The organism is Salinispora sp. CH2A1_6 (assembly GCF_056820975.1).
In genome coordinates this window covers 780,483-807,083 of the sequence record NZ_JBXEDG010000003.1, presented here as the reverse complement: position 1 = coordinate 807,083, position 26,601 = coordinate 780,483, and the positions used below count along the sequence as shown (strand labels likewise).

At 71.0% G+C, this 26,601-nt stretch carries 25 protein-coding genes and 1 riboswitch; of the genes, 11 read left to right on the top strand and 14 right to left on the bottom strand.

Going from position 1 to position 26,601, the window contains the following annotated elements; translation table 11 throughout:
- Nucleotides 1-16 precede the first annotated feature (16 nt).
- Nucleotides 17-337 carry a hypothetical protein gene (locus AC1UKG_RS08665; RefSeq protein ID WP_018744805.1) on the top strand — a complete coding sequence of 107 codons (321 nt, stop codon included), beginning with the start codon at nt 17-19 and terminating at the stop codon, nt 335-337.
- On the opposite strand, the gene AC1UKG_RS08660 is transcribed toward AC1UKG_RS08665, so the two are convergent.
- From AC1UKG_RS08660 to ppdK, 9 genes are all read right to left on the bottom strand, one after another.
- Complete coding sequence (locus AC1UKG_RS08660; RefSeq protein WP_018744806.1) at nt 297-1,106, bottom strand: ABC transporter permease; 810 nt, start codon at nt 1,104-1,106, stop codon at nt 297-299. The genes AC1UKG_RS08665 and AC1UKG_RS08660 overlap by 41 nt on opposite strands.
- An 11-nt stretch (nt 1,107-1,117) precedes the next feature.
- Nucleotides 1,118-1,918 (bottom strand): ABC transporter permease, encoded by an 801-nt coding sequence (locus AC1UKG_RS08655; RefSeq protein WP_018744807.1) that lies wholly within the window; start codon nt 1,916-1,918, stop codon nt 1,118-1,120.
- 48 nt (nt 1,919-1,966) lie between these two features.
- Complete coding sequence (locus tag AC1UKG_RS08650; protein ID WP_018815530.1) at nt 1,967-2,899, bottom strand: ABC transporter ATP-binding protein; 933 nt, start codon at nt 2,897-2,899, stop codon at nt 1,967-1,969.
- Between the two features lie 94 nt (nt 2,900-2,993).
- Complete coding sequence (locus AC1UKG_RS08645; RefSeq protein WP_018744809.1) at nt 2,994-3,530, bottom strand: hypothetical protein; 537 nt, start codon at nt 3,528-3,530, stop codon at nt 2,994-2,996.
- Nucleotides 3,531-3,579: 49 nt separating this feature from the next.
- Nucleotides 3,580-5,493: a DNA primase gene (dnaG, locus tag AC1UKG_RS08640; protein WP_482642281.1), complete on the bottom strand. Its 1,914-nt coding sequence runs from the start codon at nt 5,491-5,493 to the stop codon at nt 3,580-3,582.
- A 107-nt stretch (nt 5,494-5,600) separates the two neighbouring features.
- Nucleotides 5,601-7,256 (bottom strand): BCCT family transporter, encoded by a 1,656-nt coding sequence (locus AC1UKG_RS08635; RefSeq protein WP_026271779.1) that lies wholly within the window; start codon nt 7,254-7,256, stop codon nt 5,601-5,603.
- A gap of 98 nt (nt 7,257-7,354) precedes the next feature.
- On the bottom strand, nt 7,355-8,182 hold the full coding sequence (locus AC1UKG_RS08630; RefSeq protein ID WP_018815531.1) for a siderophore-interacting protein: 828 nt from the start codon (nt 8,180-8,182) through the stop codon (nt 7,355-7,357).
- A gap of 19 nt (nt 8,183-8,201) precedes the next feature.
- Entirely contained in the window at nt 8,202-9,458 is a 1,257-nt protein-coding gene (locus AC1UKG_RS08625; protein WP_018815532.1) for a deoxyguanosinetriphosphate triphosphohydrolase, read from the bottom strand.
- Between the two features lie 70 nt (nt 9,459-9,528).
- Nucleotides 9,529-12,264 carry a pyruvate, phosphate dikinase gene (gene ppdK, locus AC1UKG_RS08620; protein WP_018744814.1) on the bottom strand — a complete coding sequence of 912 codons (2,736 nt, stop codon included), beginning with the start codon at nt 12,262-12,264 and terminating at the stop codon, nt 9,529-9,531.
- A gap of 329 nt (nt 12,265-12,593) precedes the next feature.
- On the opposite strand from ppdK, the gene AC1UKG_RS08615 reads away from it, so the two are divergent.
- Both AC1UKG_RS08615 and AC1UKG_RS08610 read left to right on the top strand, forming a co-directional pair.
- Entirely contained in the window at nt 12,594-14,357 is a 1,764-nt protein-coding gene (locus tag AC1UKG_RS08615; protein ID WP_482642280.1) for a beta-N-acetylhexosaminidase, read from the top strand.
- 413 nt (nt 14,358-14,770) lie between these two features.
- Nucleotides 14,771-15,415, top strand: a complete 645-nt coding sequence (locus tag AC1UKG_RS08610; protein ID WP_018744816.1) for a C39 family peptidase — start codon at nt 14,771-14,773, stop codon at nt 15,413-15,415.
- A 70-nt stretch (nt 15,416-15,485) separates the two neighbouring features.
- Here the strand turns inward: AC1UKG_RS08610 and dusB are convergent, their stop codons facing one another.
- The 4 genes from dusB to AC1UKG_RS08590 all read right to left on the bottom strand — a co-directional run bounded on the left by dusB (nt 15,486) and on the right by AC1UKG_RS08590 (nt 19,221).
- Nucleotides 15,486-16,658 (bottom strand): tRNA dihydrouridine synthase DusB, encoded by a 1,173-nt coding sequence (dusB, locus tag AC1UKG_RS08605; protein WP_482642279.1) that lies wholly within the window; start codon nt 16,656-16,658, stop codon nt 15,486-15,488.
- Between the two features lie 68 nt (nt 16,659-16,726).
- On the bottom strand, nt 16,727-18,106 hold the full coding sequence (locus AC1UKG_RS08600; protein ID WP_018746004.1) for a glycine--tRNA ligase: 1,380 nt from the start codon (nt 18,104-18,106) through the stop codon (nt 16,727-16,729).
- Between the two features lie 111 nt (nt 18,107-18,217).
- Nucleotides 18,218-18,691: a hypothetical protein gene (locus AC1UKG_RS08595; protein WP_018746005.1), complete on the bottom strand. Its 474-nt coding sequence runs from the start codon at nt 18,689-18,691 to the stop codon at nt 18,218-18,220.
- 188 nt (nt 18,692-18,879) lie between these two features.
- The gene (locus AC1UKG_RS08590; protein WP_018746006.1) at nt 18,880-19,221 is read right to left on the bottom strand and encodes an antibiotic biosynthesis monooxygenase; all 342 of its coding nucleotides are present in this window, start codon (nt 19,219-19,221) and stop codon (nt 18,880-18,882) included.
- 27 nt (nt 19,222-19,248) lie between these two features.
- Between AC1UKG_RS08590 and AC1UKG_RS08585 the strand changes: the two genes are divergently transcribed.
- Genes AC1UKG_RS08585 through AC1UKG_RS08565 form a run of 5 tightly spaced genes read left to right on the top strand, consistent with a single transcriptional unit; the run spans nt 19,249 to nt 22,585 of the window.
- A complete protein-coding gene (locus AC1UKG_RS08585) occupies nt 19,249-19,506 on the top strand; it encodes a hypothetical protein (protein ID WP_026271750.1) in 258 nt (85 codons plus the stop codon).
- Nucleotides 19,507-19,560: 54 nt separating this feature from the next.
- Entirely contained in the window at nt 19,561-20,604 is a 1,044-nt protein-coding gene (locus AC1UKG_RS08580) for a metal ABC transporter substrate-binding protein (protein ID WP_018815423.1), read from the top strand.
- Complete coding sequence (locus AC1UKG_RS08575; protein ID WP_018746009.1) at nt 20,601-21,362, top strand: metal ABC transporter ATP-binding protein; 762 nt, start codon at nt 20,601-20,603, stop codon at nt 21,360-21,362. Before AC1UKG_RS08580 ends, AC1UKG_RS08575 begins: the two co-directional genes overlap by 4 nt.
- A 1-nt stretch (nt 21,363) precedes the next feature.
- Complete coding sequence (locus AC1UKG_RS08570; RefSeq protein WP_018746010.1) at nt 21,364-22,239, top strand: metal ABC transporter permease; 876 nt, start codon at nt 21,364-21,366, stop codon at nt 22,237-22,239.
- Nucleotides 22,240-22,276: 37 nt separating this feature from the next.
- Complete coding sequence (locus AC1UKG_RS08565; protein WP_018746011.1) at nt 22,277-22,585, top strand: metalloregulator ArsR/SmtB family transcription factor; 309 nt, start codon at nt 22,277-22,279, stop codon at nt 22,583-22,585.
- Between the two features lie 4 nt (nt 22,586-22,589).
- Here the strand turns inward: AC1UKG_RS08565 and AC1UKG_RS08560 are convergent, their stop codons facing one another.
- Entirely contained in the window at nt 22,590-23,420 is an 831-nt protein-coding gene (locus tag AC1UKG_RS08560) for an alpha/beta fold hydrolase (protein WP_018746012.1), read from the bottom strand.
- Nucleotides 23,421-23,523: 103 nt separating this feature from the next.
- A riboswitch (TPP riboswitch) is annotated at nt 23,524-23,629 on the top strand.
- Between the two features lie 72 nt (nt 23,630-23,701).
- Between AC1UKG_RS08560 and AC1UKG_RS08555 the strand changes: the two genes are divergently transcribed.
- The 3 genes from AC1UKG_RS08555 (at nt 23,702) to AC1UKG_RS08545 (ending at nt 26,590) form a co-directional block, all read left to right on the top strand.
- The gene (locus tag AC1UKG_RS08555; protein WP_018815422.1) at nt 23,702-24,298 is read left to right on the top strand and encodes an ECF transporter S component; all 597 of its coding nucleotides are present in this window, start codon (nt 23,702-23,704) and stop codon (nt 24,296-24,298) included.
- 67 nt (nt 24,299-24,365) lie between these two features.
- Complete coding sequence (locus tag AC1UKG_RS08550) at nt 24,366-25,793, top strand: ABC transporter ATP-binding protein (protein WP_018746014.1); 1,428 nt, start codon at nt 24,366-24,368, stop codon at nt 25,791-25,793.
- On the top strand, nt 25,790-26,590 hold the full coding sequence (locus AC1UKG_RS08545; RefSeq protein ID WP_018746015.1) for a CbiQ family ECF transporter T component: 801 nt from the start codon (nt 25,790-25,792) through the stop codon (nt 26,588-26,590). Before AC1UKG_RS08550 ends, AC1UKG_RS08545 begins: the two co-directional genes overlap by 4 nt.
- The last annotated feature ends 11 nt before the right edge of the window (nt 26,591-26,601 follow it).

The following is a 26,601-nucleotide window of genomic DNA, read 5'->3' as shown; positions in this document are numbered from 1 at the left end:
CACGGAAGGAGCCGCTATGCGCGGAAAGATCATGTTCCTTGGTGGGATGGCGCTGGGGTTCGTCCTGGGCGCCCGCGCCGGTCGGGAAGCGTACGAGGAGCTGGTGGTGTGGGGTCGCAAGATCGTCGACCACCCGACTGTTCAGGAGGCGGCGGGGGTGGCACAGGCACAGGCGAACCGGTTCTACAGCGAGAGCCGCGACAGGCTCGGGCAGTCCAAGCTGGGCGAACCCTTCGGCGGAAACGGCCAGCGACGGGGCCCGGCAGCCGCGGACGACCCCTTCGCCGGCACACCGGTTACCGGTAGAGCAACCGGCTCATCCGGCGGGACGCGATAAAGAGGCCGATGGCCAGGACCACCAGCAGGTAGCCGATGTCGAGCAGCCAGGTCCAGCCACCGCCGCCGAGGGTGATCCCCCGGACCAGGTGCACCGCGCGGTAGAGCGGGGTGACCTCGACCAACCAGCGCAGCAGCGTCGGGTAGGCCTGCGCCGGGACGAACGTGCCGGAGAAGAGGAAGAGCACGAACTGCGCCGACGCCAACACGTCGAAGTCCTGCCAGCTCCGCATGAAGGTGGCGATCGTCATACCGATCGCCCCGAACGTGAAACCGACCAACACCGCCGCCGGGAAGGCGACCGCCGCCCGGGCGGCGGTGGTCAGATCCATCACGACCATCACCACGAGGAACGCGCCGGAGTAGGCGCTGCCCCGGAGCATCGCCCAGGCCAACTCCCCGAGGGCGATCTCGAACGGCTGCACCGGAGTGGCGATCACCCCGTCGTACAGCTTCATGTACTTCATCTTGCCGAAGAAGTTGAAGGTGGTCTCCGCGAATGATCCGGTCATCGCCGACGAGGCGAGCATCGCGGGCGCGACGAACGCCGCGTAGCTGACGACGGCCCCACTCGACAGCGTCAGGTCACCGACCAACGCCCCCACCCCGACCCCGATGGAGAAGAGGTAGAGCAGCGGCTCGATGAAGCCGGAGACCAACAACAGCCAGTAGATCGACTTCAGGGCCGAGACGTTCCGTTCGGCCACTGCGGCCGACCGTCGCGACGCCGCCGACACCTCCATCAGCCGGGGCAGCACCAGAGCGACCATGACGCCCCTTCCTAGACGACGAGCTTGCGGCGCAGGGCACGGTGGGCGAGCAACCACCCACCGACCGCCCAGGCGGCGAGGTAGAGCAGGTGGCCGGTAACCGACCAGACCGGCGCGGTGCCGAGCGTGGCTGCCCGGCTCAGGTCAACCGCGTGCCAGAGCGGCGTCGCGTACGCCAGCCAGCGCAGCCCCACCGGCAGCGACTCGACCGGGAAGAAGACCCCGGCGAAGAGCGTCATCGGGATCACCGCGAACCGGAACAGCAGGGCGAGCCAGCTGTCGCTGGAGGCCGTTGCCGCGTACGCGTAGGTGGGCGCGGCAACGGCCAGGCCGAGCAGCACCGCCACCGGTAGCGCCAGCACCGCCCACGGCGAGCGCAGGGCCCCCAACACCCCGGTCACCAGCAGAAAAGCCGCGGCCGAGGTCAGCACCCGGAACAGCACGAACGCCAGCTGACCAGCCATGATGTCCGCTACCCGCAGCGGTGCCGCGTACTGGGCGAAGTAGATTTTGGTCCACTGAAGGCTGCTGTAGACCGGCCAGGTGGACTCGGCGATCGCCACCTGCAACGCGGTTGACGCGAGCAGTCCGCCGACGATCCACTCCAGATAGGAGACGCCATCGACACCCTGGTCGATGAAGCCCCCGACTCCCACGCCGAAGCCGAGCACGGTCAGTGTGGGGAGCAGGAACGACGAGAGCACCCCGCCCCGCCAGGTGCGCCGGTAACCGACCAGGTGGTATTGCAGCACCGCCAATGCCGGCGCCCGGGCCGGGCCCGGTCGGGGCCGCTTGGCCGCGATCTGTGTCATGCCTTCGCTCCCCATCTGCCCGGCTCTCCGGCCCGACTGCTCGCGACCTCAGTCGATCAAAGTGCGACCGGTGAGGTGCAGGAAGACGTCCTCCAGGCCGCTGCGCCGCACCAGCACGTTGATCGGGTGCAGGCCGAGCGCGGTCACCTGGGCCACCGCCGCGTCGCCGTCGGGCACATAGAGCAGGATCCGGTCGGGCAACACCTCGACCCGTTCGCCGAGCTGGGCGAGTTTGCTGGCGAACGGCTCCTGCGACTCGCCCGCGAAGCGCAGCTCGACCACCTCGCGAGTGGAGTGCTGCTCGATCAGCACGCGGGGGGAGCCTTCGGCGACGATCCGCCCGCCGTCCATCACCACCAGCCGGTCGCAGAGCTGCTCGGCCTCGTCCATGTAGTGCGTGGTGAGCACCAACGTGACACCTTGCTGCTTGAGCTGGAACAGCCGCTCCCAGACCAGGTGCCGGGCCTGCGGGTCGAGACCGGTGGTCGGCTCGTCCAGGAGCACGATCTCGGGCTCGTTGACGAGCGCACGGGCGATGGTGAGCCGTCGCTTCATGCCGCCGGAGAGCGGCTCCACCTTGCTGTCGGCCCGCTCGCTGAGCTGCACGAAATCGAGCAACTCGGCGGCGCGCAACCGAGCTACCCGGCGGGCGATGCCAAAGTAGCGGGCATAGGTGACCAGATTCTCCCGGACGGTCAGCTCCGGGTCGAGTGTGTCGAGCTGCGGGCAGACCCCGAGGCGGGCCCGGATCGCCGGCCCGTCTCGCACCGGATCCATGCCGAGGATGCGTAGCTCTCCGCCGCTGGGCGGCGAGACACAACCGATCATGCGCATAGTGGACGACTTGCCGGCACCGTTGGGCCCAAGGAAGCCGAATGCCTCCCCGGCCCGGACCGCAACGTCGATGGCGTCGACCGCGGTGAAGCTGCCAAACCGCTTCACCAGCCCCCGCGCCTGGATGAGTGGTTGAGCCGTGGTCACCCCCTGACCCTAGCCACCCGGTCCGACACTCCCCACCGGATTTTCGTCCAGCCGGCCGGTCCCATGGCGGGCCCCGCCGCCCCGGGCCGTGTTGTCACGCCTCCGGGGCGGTGGTCGCGGCGCGGGCCGCGGCAACCAGGCGCTCGGTCTCCGCACGGACCGCCGGATCGTCAACCGGGGTGCCCGGCTCGTACCGGACGGTCCAGGTCAGCCCGTCAACCCCCGGCACCCGCCGGGCGACCACCCGGCCCGCACCGCCCGGCATCGGGTGCGCCTCAGTGAATGCCACCGAGCGGGTCACCCGTTCCCGCACCTGGTGCGGCAGTTCCCCCGGGTCCAGCAACGGGTAGGTCTCGGTGGGGCGGTCGGCCACCACCAGGTAGCTGTCCCGCTCCACGACGGGCTCGGCGGCGGTGACCACCAGCTCCTGCCCAGACCAGACCGCCCGGAGGATGTCGTGCCAGCCCAGTCGTTCCCCACGCCGGGGTAGCCAGAGCCCGAGGTTGGTGGCGACCAGTACGGTGCCCTCCGCACAACCACCGGCGGCGGCCCAGGCGAGCACACGTTCCCCGGCGACGAGCGGTGGACGGTCTGCCGGCGACAGTTTCGGCCGGCGACGGAACAACCCCATCTAGCACCCTCCCACGGCTACCGGTCTCCGCACCTGCCGGCGGTCGGTCTCACAGCCCACCCGCGGCCTGCTCCCGCAACGCTCGGGCATGTTGCTCCAGGGACAGCAATTCACCGAAGGCGGCAAAGTACTCGTCCTTGGTGCTAACCGGATTTATCCGCTGAATTCTCGACTTGAGTTCCCGGATCCGGCCGGTCACCGCCCCCCACTGGAGGCGGGCCATCGTCACCGACACATAGCGCGGATCGAGTTCCCCGTCGATTCGCAACGGCTCGACGGCCAGCTCACCGACGAGCGCTTGGGCGGCGAGGTCCGTGCAGGCGTGGCGGACCGACTCGATCCAGACCGCACCGCCGGTGGCCGCCGCCGCTCCCCCGGCCGCCGCCACCGCCGCGCGGACCGCGACGTGCACCGGATGGCGGTACTCCGTGGCCTCCACGGCGTCGAACATCGGCCCGGCGAGTACCGGCGCCTGCAGGGCCAGCTTCAGGGCCTCCCGCTCGACAGCCGCCTGCGGGCTCTCCGCCGGTGACGGCGGTTGCGCCGGAGCCCCACCGGGCGCGGTGTTGGCTTTGCCGGAGACGGTGTTGGCCTTGCCGGGGGCGTGGGCGGCAGCCAGCACGGCCCGCTGCACCGGCTCGATCTCCATGCCGAGGTCCCCGGCGAGCTTGCGGACATACTCCGGGCGCTTCTCCCGGTCCTTGATCTTGGCGACCAGCGGGGCCGCCCGACGCATCGCCTCCACCCGACCATCGACGGTGTCGAGGTCGTGCCGACCGATCACGTGCCGCAGCGCAAAGTCGACCAGCGGTTCACGGCGCGCGACCAGGTCCCGAACGGCCAGCTCCCCCTTGGCCAACCGCAGCTCACAGGGGTCCATGCCGTCCGGGCTGACGGCGATGAAGGTGCGCCCGACGAAGCGCTGATCATCGTCGAAGGCGCGCAGCGCCGCCTTCTGCCCGGCCGCGTCCCCGTCGAAGGTGAAGATGATCTCTCCAGCGACTGCTTCGGTGTCCAGCAGCAGCCGGCGCAGCACCCCGATGTGGTCACCGCCGAAAGCGGTGCCACAGGTCGCCACCGCGGTCGGCACCCCGGCCAGGTGACAGGCCATCACGTCGGTGTAGCCCTCGACCACGACCACCTTGCCCTGCTTGGCGATCTCGCGCTTGGCCTGGTCGATGCCGTAGAGGACGTGGGACTTCTTGTAGATCGGGGTCTCGGGGGTGTTCAGATATTTCGGGCTGTCGTCGTCGTCAAAGAGCTTGCGGGCGCCGAAGCCGACGACGTCACCGGTCAGATCCCGAATGGGCCAGAGCAATCGGCGACGGAACCGGTCGATCAGGCTGCCCGACCGGGCCGGCCGGGACAGCCCGGCGGTAACCAGCTCGTCGTGACTGAAACCCTGCTGGCGCAGGTGACGGGTCAACAGGTCCCACCCGTCGGGCGCGAACCCGCAGGCATACCGCTCGGCGGCGGCCTTGTCGAAGCCGCGTTGGGCGAGGAACTCGCGGGCCGGCCGGGCTCCGGCGGTGGTCAACTGCGCCCGGTAGAACTCGACCGCGGCGGCGTGCGCGGCGATCAACCGCTGCTTCTGCCCCTGCTGCGGCCGGACACGGGGGGTGGTGTGGTCGTTGGCCACATAGCGGAGCTGAAGGCCGGCGCGGCCGGCCAATCGCTCGACAGACTCGACGAAGCTGAGGTGCTCGGCATCCATCAGGAACTTGATGGCGTCCCCGCCGGCACCACAGCCGAAGCAATACCAGACGTTACGGGCCGGTGACACGTTGAACGACGGGCTCTTCTCGTCGTGGAACGGACAGAGCCCCTTGAGGTTGCCCCCACCCGCGGACCGCAGAGTGACCGTCTCCGAGATGATCTCCGCGATCGAGGTGCGCTCACGGACCAACGCGATGTCCTCGTCCCGGATCCGCCCCGTCATCTCCGCCACCTCCTCGCCGTACATCCTGCCCTGTCCGACCGACGTCCCGGTGGCCGGGGGACGCGGGCACGGCGACCACTACCGAATCCCCACCGCGGGACCCATGGCGCGCGACCAGGATGGGCGGGGGTCTACTCCTCCGCTTCCCTGGTCGAGCGGGCGTGGCGGCCCTCTTCCCTGGTCGAGCGGGCGTGGCGGCCCTCTTCCTTGGTCGAGCGGGCACGGTCGAGGGCTTCGGCCAGCCCGTGCTGGTGGGGCGGGCGGGCCCGCACCGCCGGATCCTGGAGCATCTCCTTGACCAGCGACACGGCGAGGCCGAGCATCACCACCACGAACGGCAACGCAACCATGATCGTCGCCTGTTGGAGCGCGCTCAGCCCGCCGGCCAGCAGCAGCACCGCGGCGGTTCCACCGATGAGTACACCCCAGATGATGACGATCACCTGGCGCGGGCGCAGGGCGCCACGGGAGGTCAGCGACGCGAGCACGAGGGAGGCGGAGTCGGCGCTGGTGACGAAGTAGAGCGTCACCAGCACCATGGCCAGCACGCTGGCCACCACACCCAGCGGCAGCGCCTCGAGCAGCCCGAAGAGCGCGTTCTCGGTGCCGGCGGCGGTCTCGGCGACCAGGTCCGCGGCGCCGGTGGCCTGCACCCGTAGCGCGCTGCCCCCCAGGACCGCGAACCAGACCACACTGGCCCCGCTGGGCACCAGCAGCACGCCGATCAGGAACTGACGCACCGTACGGCCACGGGAGATACGGGCGATGAAGGTGCCGACGAACGGCGCCCAGGAGATCCACCACGCCCAGTAGAAGATTGTCCAGGAACCCAACCAGGACGACTCGGAGAACGCCCCGGTCCGGGTCGACATGAAGATCAGGTTGCTGAGGTAGTCGCCGATCGAGGCGGGCAACACGTCAAGGATATAGACAGTCGGACCGACCACGAAGACGAAGACCATCAGTAACACCGCCAGCACCACGTTGGTGGTGGACAGCCACTTGATGCCCCGGTGCAGCCCGGAGAAGGCCGAGACGACGAAGGCCAGGGTCAGCGCGCCGATCACCACCAGCTCCACCGCCCTGCTGCGGGGGATACCGGCGACCCGGTCCAGGCCCGCGGCGACCTGGAGCGCGCCGAGGCCGAGGCTGGTCGCCGAGCCGAAGACCGTGGCGAAGACCGACAGCAGGTCGATCACCCGCCCGACCGTGCCATCGGCCTGGGAGCCGAGCACCGGGCGAAACACCGCCGAGATCCGGTTCTCCCGCCCCTTACGAAAGGTCGAGTACGCCAGGGCGAGCGCCACCACCGCGTAGATCGCCCACGGGTGCAGCGTCCAGTGGAAGAGGGTGAACTGCATGGCGACCGAGGCGGCGGCCCCGGTCTCCGGCTCCGCCGCGGTGGCCGGCGGCGGCGAGGCATAGTGCTGGATCGGCTCGGCAACGGCGAAGAACACCAGGCCGATCCCCATGCCGGCGCTGAACATCATGGCGACCCAGGCCAGGGTGGTGAACTCCGGCCGCTCGGTCTCGGCCCCCAGCCGAATAGTGCCGAACCGGGAGAACGCCAGCACGAAGGTCAGTACCAGGAAGACGTTCGCCGCGACGACGAACAACCAGCCGAACGTGGTGATGACCCAACTCAGCCCGGACCCACCGACATGGGAGACCGAGTCGGGTGCCAGGACGCCCCAGACCACGACGGCCAGCACAACGCCCACGGCGAGGCCCAGCAAAGGGCGGTCCACACTCCCGCTGTGGGGCCGTTGCCCAGTCGCCTCACCCATCTTCGCCCCTTCCGCTGCCCGCCGGTCCACCGATGACCCTCTGTCATCCTGCGGGTGGTGGCGGCGGTGCCGGGGCGAAACGGGAACAGTCGTCAGGTTCAGGTGGCGGCGAACTCCTCGGCCTCGACTTGACGGTTCCACTCCGCCTTGCCGGCCCGCCAGCCCTCGTCGTCCACGCCGCGACGCCAGTAGCCGGAGATGGAGAGCCGCTCGCGCGGGACCTTCCGCTCCACCCGCAGCAGCCGGCGCAGCTCCCGGACGAAGGTCGCCTCACCGTGCACGAAGGCGTGCACCCCGGGTGGGAAGTCCAGCGCCCGGACCGCCGCGACCAGCGCCGCGCCAACCGGCCGGTCACCCCGGTGCAGCCAGGTCAGCCGTACCTGCCCCGGGCTGGGCAGCGGCTGCTCCTCGGCCGGTCCGCTGATCTCGACGAGGACGGTGGCCGGCGCGCCGGCGGGCAGCCGTTCCAGGGCGACCGCGATGGCCGGCAGGGCGCTCTCGTCGCCGACCAGCAGGTGCCAGTCGGCATCGGGGCTCGGGGCGTACGCCCCACCCGGGCCGGTGAAGTGCACCGGGTCACCGGGGCGCAACGTCGCGGCCCATGGTCCGGCCAGCCCCTCATCGCCGTGGTACACGACGTCCACGGTCAGCTCGCCGGCGTGGGCGTCGAAGGCCCGTACGGTGTACGCGCGCAGCCGCGGCCACTGCGCGGCCGGCAGGTCCCGGCGGATCGTGGCCAGGTCAATCGGTTCGGGGTACACCGCCCCGGGCACCGGGAAGAGAATCTTGATGTAATGGTCGGTGAACTCGCCGACCGGCAGGCCGGCCAGTTCGTCGCCGCCGAGGACCAACCGAACGACGTGCGGAGTGGGCCGTCCGATCCGGACGACGCGGGTGGACGTGACCTTCTTCGGACGATCCGTCATACAGTTAGGTTAACCTAAGTCAGCCGACCCCGACGGCACCGGTCGGGCCACCGAAGAGCCGGGCATGCCACTGCACCGCCGCCGGATCCGTCAACGACGCCACCTGATCGACCACCACCCGCAGCCGGGCCGCGTCGTCTCCGGCAGCCCGCCACAACGGGGCGAACACCGCGTCCAGTGCATCAGGAGCCCGATCGACCAGGCCCGTTACCAGGCCGGCGAGAATCTGCCGCTGCCGCTCGTGCCGGGCAGCGGAGCCAGGACGACGTAGCACGTACCGCAGGGCGATCCCCTTGAGTAGTGCGCAGCGGGCCCGGACCTCGCGCGGCACAACCAGGTCGGCGGCGTACCGCCGGTGCGGGCCGGGCCCGAACCGGCACCGGCTGGCGGCCACGGCGGCGGCGACGAAGCGACCGGTCAGCACGCTGGTGGTCGCCTTCAGCGCAGCCTGCGCCCGGTGACTCCCGTCGTAGCCGGCCAGCGCCGTGAGCAGCGGATCAGCCATCAGGTCAACCAGCGCCTCAGCGAGGTCGGACGGGGACTCGCTGGAGTAGGTCGCCGCGACATCGGCACCCAGCGCCGCCCGCTCGTCGGCGTCGACCAGCAGCGGACCCAGCGTCACATACCCACCGTGGATACCGTCCTCGACGTCGTGCACCGAGTACGCGACGTCGTCGGCCCAGTCCATCACCTGCGCCTCCAGACACCGCCGCCCGTCCGGCACGTCGACGCGCAGCCACTCGAAGACCGGGCGATCGTCGGCGTACACGCCGAACTTGCGCTCTCCCGGCCGGCGCGGCCACGGATACTTGCTGACCGCGTCGAGGGTGGCCCGGGTGAGGTTCAGCCCGGCGGAGGCGCCGGCCGGGCCGATCACCTTCGCCTCCAGGCGGGTGAGCACGCGCAGCGTCTGCGCGTTGCCCTCGAAGCCACCGCAGGTCGCGGCGAGGGCGTCCAGCGCCTCCTCGCCGCTGTGCCCGAACGGCGGGTGCCCGAGGTCGTGGGCGAGCCCGGCGGTGTCCACCAGGTCGGGGTCGCAGCCGAGCCGGCTGCCCATCTCACGGGCAACCTGGGCGACCTCCAAGGAGTGTGTCAACCGGGTGCGGAGGAAGTCGTCGGTGCCGGCCGTGTGCACCTGGGTCTTGGCGGCGAGCCGCCGGAAGGCCGCCGAGTGCAGCACCCGGGCGCGGTCTCGCTCGAACGCCGACCGGCCCTGCCCGGTGTCCTTCGCGGGCTCGTCCACCCACCGCCGCTGGTCCGGGCCGACCGGATTCATGCCGTCAGGCTACGCCGGCCGTCAGGTGACCGGCGGCGGGCGGTAGCCGACCACCACACCGCCCACCACGTCAGCGGCTGTCCGACCCGGCGGTCTCCACGGCGGCCCGCCCCGCCTCCAACCGGGCGACCGGCACCCGAAACGGCGAGCACGAGACGTAGTCCAGCCCCACCTCGTGGAAGAAGTGCACCGAGTCGGGGTCACCGCCGTGCTCGCCGCAGACGCCGAGCTTCAGCTCCGACCGGGCGGCCCGCCCCTCCTCGGCGGCGATCCGCACCAGCCGGCCCACCCCGTCCCGGTCGATCGACTCGAACGGCGAGATGCCGAAGATACCCAGCTCGAGATAGCGCCAGAAGAAGGCTCCCTCCACGTCGTCGCGGGAGAAGCCCCACGCCATCTGGGTCAGGTCGTTGGTGCCGAACGAGAAGAACTGCGCCGCCTCGGCGATCTCGCCGGCGGTCAACGCCGCCCGCGGCACCTCGATCATTGTGCCGATCAACACCTCGACACCGCTGCCGCCGACCACCTCGGCGATGATCTTCTCGGCTTCGGTGCGTACCGTCTCCAGCTCCTGCACCGCACCGACCAGCGGGACCATGATCTCCGGGAAGGCGGACCCACCGGACTCGGTGACCGCGACGGCGGCCTCCGTAATCGCGCGGACCTGCATGGCGAAGAGGCCGGGAACAACCAGGCCGAGCCGGACCCCGCGCAGGCCGAGCATCGGGTTCTCCTCGTGCATCCGCCGGACGGCGGCCAGCAACGCCTCCTCCCGGGCCGCGGCCTCGCCCCGCTCCTGGGCCACCGCCACGTTGACCGCCAACTGCTCCAGCGGGGGCAGGAACTCGTGCAGCGGCGGGTCGATCAACCGCACCGTGACCGGCAGCCCGTCCATCTCGCGGAAGATCTCGATGAAGTCCGCCCGTTGCAACGGCAGCAACGCGGCCAGCGCCTGCTCCCGCTCGGCGTCGGTGGAGGCGAGGATGAGCCGCTCGACCAGTTCGCGCCGGTCGCCGAGGAACATGTGCTCGGTGCGGCACAGGCCGATCCCCTGCGCGCCGAAGCGTCGGGCCCGCGCCGCGTCCGCCTTGGTGTCCGCGTTCGTCCGCACGGCCAACCGCCGCCGGTCGTCGGCGTGGGTCATGATCCGGTGTACGGCCCGCACCAGTACGTCGTCGGCCTGCTCCGGGTCGAGGGTGCCCTCGAAGTACCGCACCACCTCGGACGGCATCACCGGCACCTCACCCAGGAAGATCTTTCCGGTGGTGCCGTCGATCGACACCACGTCGCCCTCGTTGACGGTCTCTCCGGCCACGGTGAACCGCTTCGCCGGGATGTCCACACCGATGTGGTCGGCACCGGAGACACAGGTCTTGCCCATGCCGCGGGCCACCACCGCGGCGTGGCTGGTCTTACCGCCCCGCGAGGTGAGGATGCCCTGCGCGGCGATCATGCCGTTGAGGTCGTCCGGGTTGGTCTCCCGGCGGACCAGGATCACCGCCTCGCCCTGGCCGGCCAGCTCCACCGCGCGGGCAGAGGTGAAGACCACCTTGCCGACGGCCGCGCCCGGTGAGGCGCCGATACCGGTGGCGACCGGCTGGAACTCGTGGTCCAGGTTGAAGCGCGGGAACATCAGCTGGGCGAGCTGGGCCCCGTTGACCCGGTGCAGCGCCTCGTCCAGGTCGATGAGGCCCTCGTCCACGAGTTGCCCGGCGATGTTGAACGCGGCGGCGGCGGTGCGCTTACCGACCCGGGTCTGGAGCATCCACAGCTTGCCCCGCTCGATGGTGAACTCGATGTCGCAGAGATCCTTGTAGTGCCGCTCGAGCCGGGCCATGTAGTCGAGCAGTTCGTCGTAGGACTTCTTGTCGATCCGCTCGAGCTCCTGCAGTGGCACGGTGTTGCGGATCCCGGAGACGACATCCTCGCCCTGCGCGTTGGCCAGGTAGTCGCCGTAGATGCCCTGGGCCCCGCTGGCCGGGTCACGGGTGAAGGCGACGCCGGTCCCCGAGTCCGTACCGAGGTTGCCGAAGACCATGGCGACCACGTTCACCGCGGTGCCCGCCTCGGCGGGAAGTCGCTCCTGGCGACGGTAGATCACCGCCCGCTCGGCGTTCCACGACTCGAAGACCGCCCGGATCGCGAGGTCCAACTGCTCCCGCGGCTCCTGCGGGAAGTCCCGGCCGGTGTGCCGGCGGAAGATTTCCTTGTAGGTGTCGACCAATGCGCGGAGATCGTCGGCGGTCAGGTCCAGGTCCAGGTCGCTGTCCTTGGCCCGCTTGGCGTCGTCGAGGGCGTGCGCGAAGTCCTCCCCCGGCACATCGCAGACGGTCTTGCCGAACATCTGGATCAGGCGACGGTAGGAGTCCCAGGCGAACCGGTCGCTGTCGCTGGTGGAGTCGGGGCCCGCCGAACCGCCGGCCTGTCGGGCCAGCCCCACGACGCTCCGGTCGTTGAGGCCGACGTTGAGGACGGTCTCCATCATGCCCGGCATCGAGAACCTGGCGCCGGAGCGCACCGAGACCAGCAGCGGGTCCTCCGGGTCACCGAGGGTTCGCCCCATCGCCTGTTCCAGGGCGTCGAGGTGGGAGCCGACCTGGTCGGCGAGGCCGGCCGGCTCGCTACCGGTGGCGAGGTACGCCTGACACGCCGAGGTGGTGATCGTGAATCCGGGCGGCACCGGCAGGCCGAGGTTGGTCATCTCAGCCAGGTTGGCGCCCTTGCCGCCGAGGAGTTCCTTCTGGTCTTTGTTCCCCTCGGCGAAGTCATAGACGTACTTGTGATCGACTGTCTCCTGCGCTGCCACCAGAGCCTCCCACGCACGTCGAATGTGTCACTTGACGAAGGTTCAGCTGCCACCGGGCCGACCCGGTCGCCGCCGGTCCGTGGCCACGCTGCCGACCGTGGGGCGAAGGTTAGGCGAACATCGGACCCCCAGGGACCGTTCGGTGACAATCGGCACAGCCGTCCCCACTTTCCGTGTTTGTACCCGAGTTTGGAAACGCTTCCACGCGCACGATCACGCATCCGTCGGACCGCCGTACCCTTGATGCAACGCTCCGGTGAAGGCTTGCCACAACCGCCGCGAATACACCCCCGAAAGCGCCGCGAAGACACCCTGCGAAAGGCAGCTCCGTGCACCCCACCCCCGCCACATCGCCGCAGCAGCCGGAACACCGGCTCGCCCCCGCGACCTCGGGCGCGACGGGCACCGTGCCGGCCACCGACGGCGACGCGAACACCCCGACGACATCCATCCCAGCACCCGTCCAGCCAGCAGTGACCCAGCCGGCGGCGGGCGAGCTGGCCCGACTGGCGGCCCACGAAGCCGGCACCCGACTCGCCCCCGCCCCGGTTCGGCTGGACGACGTGGTGCCCGCACCCGAACAGGTACGCCCGGAGCCCCGCGGCGACTTCACGCTGACAGCCGACACGGCGGTGCGGGTCAGCCCCGACCCCGCCGCGCGGGCCGTCGCCGAACGCCTCGCCGACCTGCTCCGGCCGGCCACCGGATATCGGCTCCCGATCGCCGAGGCCCCGCACCCCGAGCTGGCCGACGGCATCGCGCTCGTCCTCGCCGAGCAGCCCGACCTCGGCACCGAGGGCTACCGACTCGACGTGACACCCTCCGGCGTCCGGATCAGCGCCGCCACCGCGACCGGGCTCCACCACGGCACCCAAACCCTGCGCCAGCTGCTCCCGGCCGCGATCGAGAGCGGCACGCCGGTCCGCGCCACCTGGACGTTGCCCGGTGGATCGATCCTCGACCGGCCGCGCTTCCCGTACCGGGGCGCCATGCTCGACGTGGCCCGGCACTTCTTCGGGGTGGACGACGTGCTGCGGGTGATCGACCACCTCGCCCGCTACAAGCTCAACCACCTACACCTGCACCTCACCGATGACCAGGGGTGGCGGATCGGGATCGAGTCCCGACCGCGACTGACCACGATCGGCGGAAACACGGCGGTCGGTGGCGCCCCCGGCGGGTGGTACACCCCGGCCGACTATCAACGGATCGTGACGTACGCGGCCGAGCGGCACCTCACCGTCGTCCCGGAGATCGACCTACCGGGGCACACCAACGCCGCGCTGACCGCCTACCCGGAGCTGGCCCCGGACGGGAGCACACCGGTGCCCTACACCGGCACCGAGGTCGGCTTCAGCTACCTGGACCCCGCCAACGCGCAGACGTACGAGTTCGTCGCCGACGTGCTGGGAGAGGTCGCCGCGCGCACCCCCGGGCCATTCCTGCACATCGGCGGGGATGAGGCCTTCAAGGTGAAGGGAGCGGCATACACCGGATTCGTCGAACGGGCGCAGCGCATCGTGGCCACGCTCGGCAAGACGGTGGTGGGCTGGCACCAGTTGGCTCCGGCCGCCCACATCGAGGGACGGGTACTCCAGTGGTGGGGCACCGACGGCGTCGACCCGACCACCGCCGACGCGGTCCGCCGCGGCGCTCGACTGATCCTCTCCCCTGGTAACCACGCGTATCTGGACATGAAGTACGCCTCCGACACCCCGATCGGACATGACTGGGCGGGCCTGATCGACGTACGGCAGGCGTACGACTGGGATCCGGCAACGCAGGTGACGGAGGTGCCGGCGGAGTCGGTGTTGGGGGTGGAGGCCCCGCTCTGGACCGAGTCGGTCACCTCGCTGGCGGAGATCGAGTTCATGCTCCTGCCCCGGTTGCCCGCCATCGCGGAGCTGGGCTGGTCACCGCGGGCCACTCACGACTGGGCGGCGTTTCGTACCCGGTTGGCCGGGCAGGGCCCCCGTTGGATGGCGGCCGGTATCGCCTTCCACCGCTCCGCTGAGGTCCCCTGGCCCGCGATGCCCGCTGACCGGCCGACGGCGCAGGTCGCGAGCTCCGCACCACGCCCCAGGACGACATAGCGGAGCGGGCGGGGCCGGGGTCGCGGTGTCACCGACCCGCCGGTCTGGGTCGGTGGTCCGGTTGCGCCGCACGCCTGAGCGGGGAGATGCCGACCCGATCGACCACCCTGGGTGAATTGTCGGGTGGTGTGGGTCACAGTTGGCGGGGAATCGGCGCCGGGGCCCGGTGGTTATACCCGGCGTAACCATGCGGGGCAGCCGCGAGCGCCCCGCCGCACCGCCGGCAGCCGGTGGTCGCCCGCCCCGGAATGCCGTGGGGTCGGCGTTGGTTACACCCCCCGGGCCGCCCGAGTAGCACCCCCGGGCCGGGCGGACCCCCCGTTTTTCGATCTCTTCTCGAACCACCTCGTGCGACCCGCTGGCGCGCCCCCCCTTGCGTCCGCGGCACCCCCGAGCGGAAGGCTTCGATCATCATGCGTACCGACATCCTTCGTAAGACCGCCCTGACCGCTGCTGGCCTGATCGCCACCGGTGGCGCCATCGCCGCCCCCGCGACCGCCGCCTTCGCCGCCCCCACCGCGCAGCCCACCGCGCAGAGCGAGCGCGACGACACCCGCGTCCTCCCGGTCGACTACGAGGCCCAGCCGAACTTCTACTACTGCGGCCCCGCCGCCGCCCGCAACGCCCTGTCCGTGCAGGACAAGGACATCGACGTCTACTCGATGGCCGAGCGGATGGGCACCACCGAGTCTGGCACCGACTCCATCAACGACATCACCCCGGTGCTGAACACCGAGACCGGCCGCGACGTGTACCGCAGCGTCGAGATCTCCACCCCCGAGGCCGACGACAAGCAGACCGACACCCTGCGCGAAGACATCATCCGCACCGTCGATGACGGCCGCGCCGTCGTCGCCAACATCGCCGGCACCGCCACCGACACCAACGGCGAAAGCCACTCCTTCGCCGGCGGCCACTACATCGCCGTCAACGGCTACCGCGACGCCGGCAACCAGGTGAAGATCGCCGACTCGGCGAACCCGAACACCGCCGAGTACTGGATCACCACCGAAGCCCTCGCCGACTGGATCGCCACCCGCGGCTACTCCACCAGCTGACCACCAACCACACGACCAGGGCCGGCCCCCACCACGGGGCCGGCCCTCGTCGTCGTCTTCGACGCCTGGTTCAGCCGCCCGAGTCGGCCAACTCCGCGCCCTGCGGAACCGTGTCGTCGTCCCGGCTGTCCAGCCACCCGTTCGGCAGGAAGACCTTGCCCGGGGAGTTGGTCCGGCCACGGGGCTGGCCCAGCGTCTCCACCGGGAACGGCGCCGCCGGGTCCAGCTTGCCGAGCAGATCGTCGAGCTGCGCCAAGCTGTCAATCATCGCGAGCGACCGACGCAGCTCGCTGCCGACCGGAAATCCCTTCAGGTACCAGGCGACGTGCTTCCGGAAGTCGGTGCAGCCGTCCCGTTCACCGCGCGCCGCGTCCCGGGCGCCGACGGTGAACTGCTCGACCAACAGCTCCGCGTGCCGGCGCATGGTCGTGGCCACCTCCCCCAACGTGGGCAACCGCCGGTGCGGCAAACCGGTGAAGGCCGCCTCCAGATCGGCGAAGAGCCACGGCCGGCCCAGGCAGCCCCGCCCCACCACGACCCCGTCGACTCCGGTGTGCGCCACCATCCGCAGCGCGTCGTCCGCCTCCCAGATGTCGCCGTTGCCCAGCACCGGGACGTCCAGCGCCGCCTTCAGCGTCGCGATGGCGTCCCAGTCGGCGGTCCCCGAATACCGTTGGGCAGCCGTACGCCCGTGCAGCGCCACCGCCGCAACCCCAGCATCCTGGGCGGCGAGGCCCGCCTCCACGTACGTCAGGTGATCGTCATCGATGCCCTTGCGCATCTTCACCGTTACCGGCACCCCGGCGGGTGACGCGGCATCCACCGCGGCCCGCACCAGCCGGGCGAAGAGCCGACGCCGCCACGGCAGGGCGGCACCACCGCCCCTGCGGGTCACCTTCGGGACCGGGCAACCGAAGTTCAGGTCGATATGGTCGGCGAGGTCCCGCTCGACGACGATCCGCACAGCGGCGGCGGTGGTGTCAGGGTCGGTCCCGTAGAGCTGGAGGCTGCGTGGTGACTCCCCGGAGCCGAAGGCGATCATGCGCAGCGTCTTGGGGTTCCGCTCGACCAGCGCGACCGTCGTGATCATCTCGCAGACGTAGATGCCACCGCCCTGTTCCCGACAGAGCTGGCGGAAGCCAACGTTGGTGATGCCCGCCATCGGCGCCAGGACCACCGGCGGCCACACCTGGTGCCGCCCGATGGTCAGCGGGCGGGGCGGGACGGCCTTCGTCGTGGTCACCGCTCCAGTGTAAGGAGGCCCTGGCCCTCCCTCCGCTGGCCTACCAGCGGAGGGAGGAGCCCCACAGCTCAGCAGCCGGGGAGGCGCTCGATCAGGTACCGCTCGACCTGGTCCAGGGAGATCCGCTCCTGGGCCATCGTGTCCCGGTTCCGCACGGTCACCGCGTCGTCATCGAGGGTGTCGAAGTCGACCGTCACGCAGTACGGCGTGCCGATCTCGTCCTGCCGGCGGTAACGGCGACCGATGGCCTGCGAGTCGTCGAACTCCACCACCCAGCGCTTGCGCAGGTCGGCGGCGAGCTTCCGGGCCTTCGGCGAGAGCGCCTCGTTACGGGACAGCGGCAGCACCGCCACCTTCACCGGCGCGAGCCGCGGATCGAAGCGCATCACCGTGCGCTTGTCCACGCCACCCTTGGTGTTCGGCGCCTCGTCCTCGTCGTACGCCTCGAGCAGGAACGCCAGCACCGCCCGGGTGAGACCGGCCGCCGGCTCGATCACGTACGGGACCCAGCGCTCGCCCTTGGCCTGGTCGAAGTAGGACAGGTCGACACCGGAGTGCTTGCTGTGCGTGGCGAGGTCGAAGTCGGTGCGGTTGGCGACGCCCTCCAGCTCCGCGAACTCGGTGCCCCCGAACTGGAACCGATACTCGATGTCAACCGTGCGCTTCGAGTAGTGGGAGAGCTTCTCCTGCGGGTGTTCGTAGCGACGCAGGTTGCGCTCGCTCAGGCCGAGATCGAGGTACCAGTTCCAGCGCTCGGTGAGCCAGTACTCGTGCCAGCCCTCGTCGGTGCCCGGTTCGACGAAGAACTCCATCTCCATCTGCTCGAACTCGCGGGTCCGGAAGATGAAGTTCCCCGGGGTGATCTCGTTGCGGAACGACTTGCCGGTCTGGGCGATGCCGAACGGCGGCTTCTTACGCGCCACCGTCTCGACGTTCTTGTAGTTGACGAAGATGCCCTGCGCGGTCTCCGGTCGCAGGTAGTGCAGGCCCTCATCGCTCTCCACCGGGCCCAGGTGGGTCTTCATCAGACCGTTGAACATCCGCGGTTCGGTGAAGGTGCCCCTGTTCCCGCAGTTCGGGCAGTTCAGCTCGGTCAACGAGGCCGGCGGACGACCATGCTTGGCCTCGTACGCCTCCTCCAGGTGGTCGGCCCGGAACCGCTTGTGACAGGACTGACACTCGGTCAGCGGGTCCACGAACGCGTCCAGGTGGCCGGAGGCGGCCCAGACATCACGGGCCAGAATCACCGCGGAGTCGAGGCCCACCACGTCGTCGCGCTGCTGGACCATGCTCCGCCACCACTGCCGGCGGACGTTCTCCTTCAGCTCCACACCGAGCGGGCCGTAGTCCCACGCCGAACGGGTACCCCCGTAGATCTCGCTGGACGGGAAGACGAAACCCCGACGCTTGGCGAGGCTGACGACGGAGTCGATACGGTCTGCAGGCATTTTTCCTCCTACGCCGGCTGGCGGTCGGCGGGGACAGTACGGGATGGAGCGAGGCTCGGGACAACGGTACGACCGGCGATGTCCTGAGCCCAGGAGAATACCGGGAGCGGTTTAGCTGACCCCGCACACCTCCAGTGCGCCGGTCTGCTCGTTCTGCTCGAGGTTCACCAGCTGGCGTTCACGGTCGCCGCCACCGAAGGTGACCTCGACCGGCACGGTCAGACTGGCCTGGTTGAGCTCGCCGACCTGGAACGAGTTCACCTGCGGCCCGCTGGCGGCCCGCCGTTCGAAACCCCGCCGCGACTCCTGCTGCCGCACCCGCGCACAGAGCTGGTCGTACGCGGCACCGTACTCTCGTTCCACCAGCGCCTGGTAGTAGTTGGTGGAGACGGCGCGCCCCTGCTCGTCGAACGCCTCCGCGCCGGCCACCAGCAGCCCGAATACCGCCGCACCCCCGCCGCCGCAGCAGAGCGTCAGTGCGAGCGCCCCGGCGCCCAGCCCCAGCCAGAGCCGGGTGCGACGGCCCTCGACCGGCGGCGCCGCGAACGGTGGTGCGACACCGGGGCCGGCGGGCGGATTCGGCACTCCCGGCCCCGGAGGCGGGCCGGGCACGGCAGGGGGTGCGGCGCCGTCGCGCGGGCCGGGTGCGGCATTGTCTGGCGGGCCGGGCACGGCAGGGGGTGCGGCGCCGTCTGGCGGGCCGGGCACCGACGGGTGCGGCGAGGGAGCGGCCGGTCCGGGAGCGGTCATGGGATCAATGTAGTGCGTATCGCTCACCGGTACGGATCGGCTGCCCGATCGCTCGCCGCCACCACCACGTCGGCGCCGGGCGCGGCGGTGGCGAGGGCCTCGTAGGCCGACGGTTCGTCGACCGACTCGGCGAGCAGCGGAACCGCGGTGATCTTGACGTCGAAGCCGCCGAGCGCTCGCCGGTAGGTGCCGACCGACTCCCACTCGGTGAGCAGACACCAGTAACGCGGGTCGTCCAACGCGCGGACGAGTTGCCCACGCAGGTATCCGGGGCGGGCCGCGAGCGCCGCGAGCGCGGCGTGCGCCCGCGCGGTGAAGTCGTCAACGACATCGACCTCGACCACGAACCGGTTGGTGACCAACACCGGCAACCTCCTCGTAGAGTCTGTGGGATGCAGCGTACGCAGCGCCGGACAACGAGCCGGTTGGCCCGGGCAAACCCGACGGCAGTCTTCCTGATCACCCTGGTGGTGGTGCTGGTCGCTCTCTTCACTCCGGGGGTGCTCGGCGGGCTACTCACCCTCGCCCTCGCGGCGGTCGTGGCCACGCTGGTGGTCACCACGGGGGCGAGCCAGCCGGCACGGCTCCGAGTGGTCCGGCTCCTGGTGCTGACGCTGCTGATCACCGCCGGGCTGGTCAAGCTGCTCTGACATGCACTCATGCGTTTTTGACAATCATTGTCATTGTTGCGGACAGTTGCCCTCATGAACAACCGCCGCGCTCCCCGCGCCCTGGCCGCCGCTTCCACCGTCCTGCTCGCCCTCGGCGCCACCGCCTGCTCCGACGAGCCCACCGATGCCGACCCACAGCGGGTTGAGGTCGTCACCGCCTTCTACCCGCTCCAGTTCCTGACCCAACAGATCGGCGGAGACGCTGTAACCGTCAGTAACCTGGTCAAGCCCGGCGCCGAGCCCCACGACATCGAGTTGAGCCCCAGCCAGGTCGGGGACGTGGCCGGGGCCGAGCTGATCGTCTACCTCAAGGGTTTCCAGCCACAGGTGGACGAGGCCGTGCAGCAGAACGCCGCCGACCGGGCGTTCGACGTCACCACCGTCGAGCCGCTGCTCGACGCCACCGCCGACGGCCACGACCACGGTCACGAGGGCGAAGCCGGACCCGACGACGACCACGGACACGAGGGCGACCACGGACACGAGGGCGAAGCCGGACCCGACGGTGCAGGCGGGGCCGAGACTCCGGCGGACCCGGACCACGCGGCGGAGGCCGGCAGCAAGGACCCGCACCTGTGGCTGGACCCCACCCGGCTCGCCACCGTCGGTGACCAGCTCGCCGACCGGCTCGCCCAGGCCGACCCCGAGCACGCCGACGACTACACCGCCCGCGCGACCGAACTCCGGGGCAAGCTGGAGCAGCTCGACGCAGAGTTCACCGCCGGCTTGGAGACCTGCCAACGGCGGGAGATCGTGGTCAGCCACACCGCCTTCGGCTACCTGACCACGCGCTACCAGCTGGAGCAGATCGGCATCACCGGACTGAGCCCGGAGCACGAGCCGTCGCCGCAGCGGCTGGCCGAGGTGATCGAGGAGGCGAAGGAGCACCAGGCCACCACGATCTTCTTCGAGACGCTGGTCAGCCCGAAGGTCGCCGAGACCATCGCGGCCCAGGTCGGGGCCGAGACCGCGGTACTCGACCCGCTCGAGGGGCTCGCCGCCGACAACAACGGGGACTACTTCTCGGTGATGCAGGCCAACCTCGCGACGCTGCGAACCGCGCTGGACTGCACATGAGCACACCCGTCATCACCGTCACGCGGGCGGCGATCGGTTACGAGGGCCGCGCCGTACTGCGAGACATCTCACTGACCGTGACCACCGGAGAGGTGGTGGCCGTACTCGGCGCCAACGGCTCCGGCAAGTCCACCCTGACCCGGGCCGTGCTCGGGCTCGTCCCGCTCAGCTCCGGCTCGGTCGAGCTCTTCGACCAGCCGGCGCGGCGATTCCGTCAGTGGCACCGCATCGGGTACGTCCCGCAACGCCTCGGCGCTGGCGGTGGCGTACCCGCGACCGTCCGCGAGGTGGTCGCGGCGGGGCGGCTGGCCCGCCGCGGCATCCTGCGGCCCCCCGGCCGCGCGGACCGGAGGGCGGTGGAGACCGCCCTGGCGGCGGTCGGTCTCGCCGACCGGACCGGGGACCCGGTCTCCACTCTCTCCGGCGGCCAGCAGCAGCGCGTCCTCATCGCTCGGGCCCTGGCCGGTGAGCCGGAGCTGCTGATCCTCGACGAGCCGACCGCCGGTGTCGACGCGGCGAGCCAGGAGGCGTTCGCCGGCGCGCTCCAGAAATTCGTCGCTGGCGGTGGCACCGTCCTGCTGGTCGCACACGAGCTGGGACCGCTGCGGCCGTTGATCTCCCGAGCCGTCGTCGTGCACGCCGGAGGGATCGTTCACGACGGCCCGGTACCCGAGCCGGCCGGCCACCACGCCGACCCCGACCACGACCACGTGCACCCGCACGGTCCCACCGAACCCGCCGGTCTCTGGAGCGCGTGAGATGGAACTCTTCCAGTACCCGTACATGCAGCGTGCGCTGGTCGGCGCGTTGGTTATCGGCCTGGCCGCCCCGGCGCTCGGCATCTACCTGGTACAGCGGCGCCTGGCACTGATCGGCGATGGCGTCGGGCACATGGCGCTCACCGGCGTCGGCGCCGGCCTGCTGCTGAACCGCTCCCCGGTCCTGGTGGCGGTGATCGTGGCGAGCCTCGGCGCGATCACCGTCGAGTTGGTCCGGGCCCGCGGTCGCACCTCCGGTGACCTGGCGCTCGCCCTGCTCTTCTACGGGGGTATCGCCGGCGGTGTGATGCTCGTCGGGCTCTCCGACAGCACCAGCACGAGCCTCAACGCGTACCTCTTCGGCTCGCTCTCCACCATCGCCCCCACCGACCTGACCACGATCGCGGTGCTCGGCGCGGCGATCCTGGTCACCATGCTGGCGCTGCGCCCAGCACTCTTCGCGATCTGCCACGACGAGGAGTACGCCCGGGTCTCCGGGCTGCCCGTCCGCGCCCTCAACCTGCTCCTCGCGGTCGCCACCGCGGTCACCGTCACCATCGCGATGCGCGCGGTGGGCGTCCTACTGATCAGCGCGCTGATGGTGGTGCCGGTCGCCGCCGCCCAGCAGGTCACCCGCGGCTTCCGCAGCACGATGACGGCCGCCATGGCGCTCGGCCTCTTCGCCGCCGGCTCGGGTGTCTACGTGGCGGCCAACGCCGACACCGCCCCCGGCGCGTCGGTGGTGCTGATGGCGATCGCCTCGTTCGCGGTGGTGGCGCTCGGCGGCGTGGGCTGGCGGATGCTACGACGACGGCGGGTCGCCGCACCGGACACACCGGCCGTAGAGCCGCACGAGGTGGTGCTCAGCCGGTCCTGACCAACTCCGCAACCCTGGGATTGGTTACCGTTACCCGGTGAGCAGCGAGTCCGGGTACGACACCTTCGAGGGGGCGAGCGAGCTGCTGCGCGCCCTCTCCGCCCCGATCCGGCTGGCCATCGTCAGCCAACTCGCCGAGGGTGAACGGTGCGTACACGAGCTGGTTGACCAGCTCGGTGCGGCGCAGCCGCTGGTCTCCCAACACCTACGGGTGCTCCGCGGGGCCGGGGTGGTGCGCGGTTCCCGGCGCGGGCGGGAGATTGCCTACACGCTGGTTGACGAGCACGTCGCACACATCGTGGCGGACGCGGTCAGCCACGCCGGCGAGCACACCACCCCCGCCTGAGGGCTCACTTCGGGTCCCGGACCCGGGCCAGAATCGCGTCGGCGAGCGGCGCTGGCGCCCGGTCCGGAATCCAGTGGCTCACCCCGGTCAGCTCGACGAAGCGGTAGTCCCCGGTCACGTGGGCGGCACAGGCTGCGGCGGCGGTGCGGCCGATCGCGATGTCCCGGTCGCTCCAGACGTACGTCGTCGGCACCGACACCGGCCCGACGGCCGCCAGGTCCCCCCAGGACATCGCCCGGTACCAGTTCAGGGCGGCACTCAACGCGCCCGGAGCGCGCATCGGTTCGACGTATGCGGCCACCCGGTCGGCGTCGCCGGCTCCGGCCAGCATCCGGCGCAGCCCGGTCGCCCGCAGGGCCAGCAACACCGCCTCCGCCGTCCTTTCCCGCCGAAACAGCCGCATGTACGCCGAGCGGGCCCGCTGGGACCGATCGGTGCGCAGGGCGTGGGCCATGGCCCCCGGATGCGGCACGGAGACCGCGGTCAGCGAGCGCACCCGGGCCGGATGCCCGGCAGCGAGCGCCCAGCTGACCACCGCACCCCAGTCATGCCCGACCACGTGCGCAGCGGCGACGCCGAGGTGGTCCAGCACCGCCACCGCATCACCGACCAGCTCACCGAGGCGGTACGCGGAAACCAGCGCCGGACGGGCGCCGGGCGAGTAGCCGCGCTGGTCGAGTGCGTACGTGCGCAGCCCGGCAGCGTGCAGGAGCGGCACCACGTCGGCCCACTCCCCACTGTGCTGGGGAAAGCCGTGCAGCAGAAGCACCGGCGGGCCGGCCGCCGGGCCACCGACGCGGACATCGAAGGCAAAACCACGGACATCGACACCCATAATCGCAGCCTACCCGGATTCGGCCGAGGGAACCCCGGTCAACCTGCACCGATGTCACTTTGTTGAAAGATCTTCGGAGGTGCTAGCGTCGGTGACACATTTTCACCTCCGACAGGGGAGCGCACAGCGCTGAGAGTGTGGGCAACGCCCACAGACCCTCGAACCTGATCTGGGTAATGCCAGCGCAGGGAGTTCGGTCGGCCTCCAGTCGCGCCGTCGTCCGGCCGGGCCGGAATGGACGTGCCCTCCCCTGGTCTCCTGAAGCAGACAGGGAAAGACCGATGAGCAAAGTCACAACAACGACCAACCGCTGGCGCACCGTCGATGTGGTCGTCGCCGCCGTCATCGCCGTCACCTTCGGCGTCATCTTCTGGGCCTGGGGGCTACTCTGGAGCGTCGCCACCCCGGTGTTCGCCTTCTTCCCGCCGGCCCAGGCCATCATGTACGGCGTCTGGCTGATCCCAGCGGTGCTCGGCGGCCTGGTGATCCGCCGCCCCGGTGCGGCGCTCTTCTGCGAACTGGTGGCCGCGATCGTCTCCACCCTGCTCGGCTCCGAGTGGGGCAGCATCACCCTCCTCCAGGGTCTGGCCCAGGGGATCGGCGCCGAGCTGGCTTTCGCCGCCTTCCGCTACCGCTCCTTCCGGCTACCCACGGCACTGCTGGCGGGTGCGCTGACCGGCCTCGGCGCGGCCCTCTTCGACTTCTTCGTCTGGAACGGCGAGTACGCGCTGGGCAGCTACCGGATCCCGTACGCGCTGCTGACGATCGCCAGCGCCACCGCCATCGCCGGGTTCGGCGCCGAGAGGCTGACCCGGGCCCTGGCCCGGACGGGCGTGCTGGACCTGTTCCCCGCCGGCCGCGAACGCACCACCATCTGAGCGCCGTGTCGACCGAGGCGTTGGGACCGCAGACCGCGGGTCAGCATCCAGCTTTGGGGCGGCGTCGGTGAGCGCGGTCCGGTTGCGGGACTTCGGGTGGCGGCACGCGGGGCGGAAACGGTGGGCCGTACGCGGGCTCGACCTGCAGATCGAGCACGGCGAACGGGTCCTCCTGTTGGGGGCCTCCGGGGCGGGTAAGAGCACCCTGCTCGCCGCGCTGGCCGGACTGCTACCGGAGGACTCCGGCGAGCAGGAAGGCACGGTCGAGGTTGACGGCCGGGACCCACGCCGGGCTCGAGAAGAGGTCGGCCTGCTCTTCCAGGACCCGGAGACGCAGCTGGTGATGGCGCGCTGCGGCGACGATGTCGCCTTCGGCCCCGAGAACCGCGGGCTACCCGCCGCGCAGATCTGGCCCCGAGTGGACGAGGCCCTGCGTCGGGTTGGCTTCCGCTACGGCCGGGACCGGCCGACCGCCGCCCTCTCCGGCGGCGAACAGCAGCGCCTCGCCTTCGCCGGGGTGCTCGCGCTCCGCCCGCGCCTGCTGCTGCTCGACGAGCCGACCGCCAACCTGGACCCGGCCGGTGCGGTGCTGATCCGCGACGCGGTCGCCGCGGCGCTCGATGCCGACACCACCCTGCTCCTCGTCGAGCACCGGCTCGCGGAGGCGCTGCCGCTGGTCGACCGGGTGGTCGTGCTGGCACCCGGCGGCGGTGTCCAAGCCGACGGCACCCCGCAGGCGGTCTTCGCCGCGCACGGCGAGGCGCTCGCCGCCGAGGGGGTCTGGGTGCCGGGCCATCCGGTGCCGTCGCGACCGGCCACCACCACCGCCGGGGAGACGTTGCTCACCGCCGACCAGCTCGCTCTGCCGCCCCGGCTGGCCAGCGTCTCCCTCACCGTACGGGCCGGCGAGGCGCTCGCGGTCCACGGACCCAACGGGGCCGGGAAGTCCACCCTGGCTCTCCTGCTGGGTGGGCTGCTCGCACCGGCGGCGGGCCGGGTCACCGCGACGGCGGAGCTGGCCGGCGGGGACGCCCGCACCCCACCGCACCGGTGGCGGGCGCCGGCGCTGGTGGGCCGGATCGGTACGGTCTTCCAGGACCCGGAACACCAGTTCGTCACCGCCGCCGTCGCCGACGAGTTGGCACTGGGACCACGCCGCACCGGCCGAACCGAGGCGCAGGTCCGCGCCACCGTGGACACGCTGCTCGACCGGCTCCGCCTGACGGCGCTCGCCGAGGCCAACCCGTACACCCTCTCCGGTGGCGAGGCGCGGCGGCTGAGCGTCGCGACGGCCCTGGCCACCGCGCCCCGCCTGCTCGTCTGCGATGAACCCACCTTCGGCCAGGACCGGCGGACCTGGCGGGAGCTGGTGGAGCTCTTCGCCGAGCTGCGCGACAACGGGCACGGGCTGGTCACGGTGACCCACGACCCGGAGTTCATCGCCGCACTCGCCGACCGCCAGGTACGGCTCGACCAGCCGCGGAGCGCACCGTGATCAACCTCGAACCGGTGACCCGACCAGACGCCCCACTGGCCCGGCGCAACCCGGTGGCGAAGCTGGCGGCGGCGCTGCTCTGCTCGGTCATCCTGATCGCCACCCTCGACCCGGTGGCGCCGGCCATCGCCATCGCCTTCGAGCTGGCCCTGCTGCCGCTGTTCGGCGTACGGCTCCGGGTGCTCGCCCGCCGGGCCATGCCGCTGCTGGTCGGCGCGGTCGGCGTCCTCGTCACGCTGGTGCTCTTCGCCGCCGAACGCTCCGGGCGGATCCTGGTCGAGGCCGGCCCGTTCCTGGTCACCTCCGGCGTGCTGATCACCGCGCTCGGTCTGGTGTTGCGCATGTTCGCGGTAGCCCTGCCGGGATTGATCGTGGTGGCGACCACCGACCCGACCGACCTGGCCGACGCGCTGGTGCAGAACGCCAGACTGTCCGCCCGCTTCGCCTACGGGGCGCTGGCGGCGTTCCGGTTGGTGCCGCTGCTCGCCCAGGAGTGGCAGATGATCAGCATGGCGCGACGGGCCCGGGGCGTCGACGCCGGCCGTAACCCGCTGGCCCGGCTGCGGCTCTTCGGGTCGACCGCGTTCACCCTGTTGGTCGGCGCAATCCGCCGCGGGACCCGACTCGCGGTGGCGATGGACGCCCGAGGCTTCGACGCCACGACCCCCCGATCGATGGCCCGCCGCCAACACTTCGGCCACGCCGACGGTCTCCTGATCGCCGGTGCGGCGGTACTGGCCGGTGCCGCGCTCACGGTCAGCGTCGCCGTCGGCACGTTCCGCCCCCTGATCGGCTGACTGCCGGACCA